General features: G+C 56.0%; 1 protein-coding gene and 2 pseudogenes. All 3 read left to right on the top strand.

Annotated elements, in window-relative coordinates; genetic code table 11:
* Positions 1-359, top strand: a pseudogene (locus tag AC6ROY_RS25210) (AMP-binding protein); the annotation flags it as partial.
* Between the two features lie 25 nt (positions 360-384).
* Positions 385-2,328, top strand: a pseudogene (locus tag AC6ROY_RS25205) (condensation domain-containing protein); the annotation flags it as partial.
* A 106-nt stretch (positions 2,329-2,434) separates the two neighbouring features.
* The coding region (locus tag AC6ROY_RS25200; RefSeq protein ID WP_500103311.1) for an AMP-binding protein at positions 2,435-3,707 on the top strand (1,273 nt) is incomplete at its 3' end.

Raw genomic sequence — 3,707 nt, 5'->3', positions numbered from 1 at the left:
CGGTACACGTGACGTACAAGGAAATCACCGAGGTGGAAATCGCCGAGGGGAGAAGCAACATCGGAAGACCGATCCCTACGCTGAAGGTGTACGTGCTGGATGCGGGCCGCCGATGCGTGCCGACAGGCGTGGCCGGAGAGATGTATGTGGCCGGAGACGGTCTGGCGCGCGGGTACTTGAACCGTCCGGAGCTGACGGCGGAGAAGTTCGTGGAGAACCCGTTTGCGCAGGGAGAACAGATGTACAAATCAGGGGACCTGGCGAGATGGCTGCCGGACGGGAACATCGAGTATTTGGGACGGATCGACCATCAGGTGAAAATACGCGGGTACCGGATCGAGCTTGGGGAAGTGGAAGCGCAGCTGTTGAAGGTGGAGTCGGTGNAACATCGAGTATTTGGGACGGATCGACCATCAGGTGAAAATACGCGGGTACCGGATCGAGCTTGGGGAAGTGGAAGCGCAGCTGTTGAAGGTGGAGTCGGTGCAGGAAGCGATCGTCATCGCGCGAGAGGACGAAAGCGGCGAGAAGCAGCTGTGCGCATACTTGGTAGCGGACAAGGCGCTGACGGTGAGCGAGCTAAGAGGAAAGCTGTCGCAGGAAATGCCGGGGTACATGATTCCGTCGCACTTCGTGCAGCTGGAGAAGATGCCGCTGACGTCGAACGGAAAGACGGACCGCAAGGCGCTGCCCGCGCCGGAGGGAAGCGTCCATACCGGTGCGGAATATGCCGCGCCACGCACACAGCTGGAAGCCAAGCTGGTACGCGTTTGGAAAGAAGTGCTTGGCGTCGAGCGGATCGGAGTGAAGGACAATTTCTTCGATCTAGGGGGGCATTCCCTTCGCGCGACGGCGTTGGTAAGCAAGCTCTATAAAGAGCTGAACGTCAATCTGCCGCTGCGGGACGTATTCCGGCTCCCGACCATTGAGGAGATGGCGAAAGCGATCGCCGACATGGCGCAAATGGCTTATGCATCCATACCGGCCGCTGAGGAAAGGGCGTACTACCCGGTATCCTCGGCGCAAAAGCGGCTTTACATTATGCATCAACTGGAAGGCGCGGAACAAAGCTACAACATGCCGGAATTCATGACGCTGGAAGGTCCGCTGAATCGCGAGCGGTTTGAAGAGGCGTTTAGGAAGCTGATCGCACGGCATGAGATTTTGCGCACCGGCTTTGAGATGGTACACGGCGAACCGGTACAGCGGGTGCACGCGCAAGTGGAATTTGAGGTGGAATACGGGCAGGCTGACGAAGCAGAGGTCAAAGACATTGTCCGCGGTTTCGTCCGCACCTTTGATTTGAAGCATCCGCCTTTGCTTCGCGTAGGACTCGTCGAGCTGGAGTCGGAGCGCCATCTGCTGATGGTGGACATGCATCACTTAATTTCCGACGGCGTCTCAATGGGGATTTTGGTGGATGAATGGTCCCGACTTTATGCAGGCGAGGAGCTCCCCGCTTTGCGGATTCAGTACAAGGATTATGCCGTATGGCAGCAGCACGAGGCGCAGCGCGAGCGCATGAATAAGCAGGAGGGGTATTGGCTGCAGGCGTTCGAAGGGGATCTGCCTGTGGCAGATTTGCCAACGGATTACGAACGGCCTTTGGTTCGAAGCTTTGAAGGAGCGCATGCCGAATTCGAAGTCGATGCCGAGCTTGCACGGCAATTAAACCAATTGGCGGCAACCGGCGGAAGCACGCTGTATATGGTTCTCCTATCCGCCTATAACGTGTTGCTTTCCAAATACAGCGGCCAGGAAGACATCGTTGTGGGGACGCCTGTCGCGGGAAGAACACATCCGGATTTGGAGCCGCTGCTCGGGATGTTTGTCAACACGCTTGCCATCCGCAATTATCCGGCGGGAGACAAGGCGTTTGCTTCCTTCCTGGAAGAAGTCAAAGAAACAACCTTGGGCGCATTCGAGCATCAAGACTATCCTTTCGAAGAGCTTGTTGAGCGGTTGAATGTGAAACGGGACGCAAGCCGCAATCCGGTGTTCGACACGATGTTTGTCATGCAGAATACCGAGGATCGTGAGGCCCGGTTTGAAGCGCTGCACTTGACCCCGTACGTTCTTGACCATACGAATGATGCGAAATTCGATCTTTCCTTGTTTGCAGCGGAAGATAACGGAGTCATCAAGGGCGGCTTCCAGTACTGCACCAAGCTGTTCAAACCGGCGATGATCCATAAAATGTCGAAGGATTTCTTGTTCGTGTTGTCGCAGATTTGCGAAGATCCGAGCATCCCATTAAACCAAATCCAATGTCATGCGCCTTCGGCCAGCCGCAAAGGCTCGTTGGAAGACATTGAATTTGCATTCTAGACAGAACCGAAGAAATACACCGTCTATACCCGAAAGAGTGTGTGTCCGTCTTGTTCCGGGGGCACACACTCCGGGTTTTGTCTGACATCAGTATGGGGGGATACGAATGAAGTCGGTATTTGAGAGGGAAGAGGCATATTGGAACGAAATATTTGACGCCGAGGATAGTATGAGCTTTTTGCCGTACAGCAGCCCCGCCATTAAGGGAACGAGCGTGAATGCTGCGTCCAACACAGGTGTAATCTGCCGCACGCTGCCACAGGAGCTATCGGCGAAAATTCTCTCGCTGGCAAATGGATCGGACATGGCCGTCTATCTGATCGTATTGGCGGGAGTCAACGAGCTGCTCTACGCCTACACCCACCAAGAACATATCATTGTGGGCATGCCCGCGTACAGCGAGCCTGATGATGAAAATCCGCCGACCCACGATGTTCTCTTGATTAAAACTAGGGTGAACGGCGAGAGCACGCTTAGAACGCTGCTGGGCCAAATCAGATTGTCCGTCAGTGGAGCCATCGAGCATCAGCATATTCCGTTTCGAAAAATGGTTCGGCCTATGAACATAGAGTACAATCCGTCTGGCGAGCCCGTTGTCCCTACAGTGGTCTCGTTAGCAAGCCTACATACGGACGCCGGGAAGAACAAAGCCTGGACCGATACCTTGTTTCAGTTTGAATCAATGCAGGGCTCCGTGGTCTTGAATCTAAGCTTCGACTCCACCCGATACGACCAAGATTTTATGGTCAAGGTGATCGATCATTACATTCGGCTTCTTTCGGGCGTTTTGTTCCATCCGGATCTGGCGGTCGACAGAGCGGACATCTTGTCTGAGGCCGAGATGCATGAGCTGCTTACCGTATTCAACGATACGGATGCGGACTACCCGAGAGAGAAGACGATTCACGGGTTGTTCGAGGAGCAGGCAGAGCGGCATCCGGATGCGGTCGCGGTCGAGTATGAGGACGAGCGGCTGACGTACCGGGAGCTGAACGAGCGGGCGAACCGCCTGGCGCGTACCCTGCGGGACCAAGGCGTAGGGGCGGACCGACTGGTGGGCATTATGGCCGAGCGTTCCCCTTCCATGGTGGTCGGGATTCTGGCCATCCTGAAGGCGGGCGGGGCGTATGTGCCCATTGATCCGGACTACCCGGAGGAGCGCATCCGCTATATGCTGGACGATTCGGGAGCCGGGGTGCTGCTGCTGCAGGCGCATTTGCGGGACAAAGCGGCCTTTGCGGGCGTCTCGCTATGCCTAGATGACGAGCAAACCTACACCGCGGACAGCGCGAACCTCGTCTCGGTTAACCAGCCGGGCGATCTGGCCTATGTGATCTACACCTCGGGAACGACGGGCAAGCCGAAAGGCACCTTGATCG

The sequence above is a fragment of the Paenibacillus sp. sg306046 genome (assembly GCF_059821225.1).
Note: the sequence above shows the minus strand (reverse complement) of the source record. Positions and strands in the feature narration are given on the sequence as shown.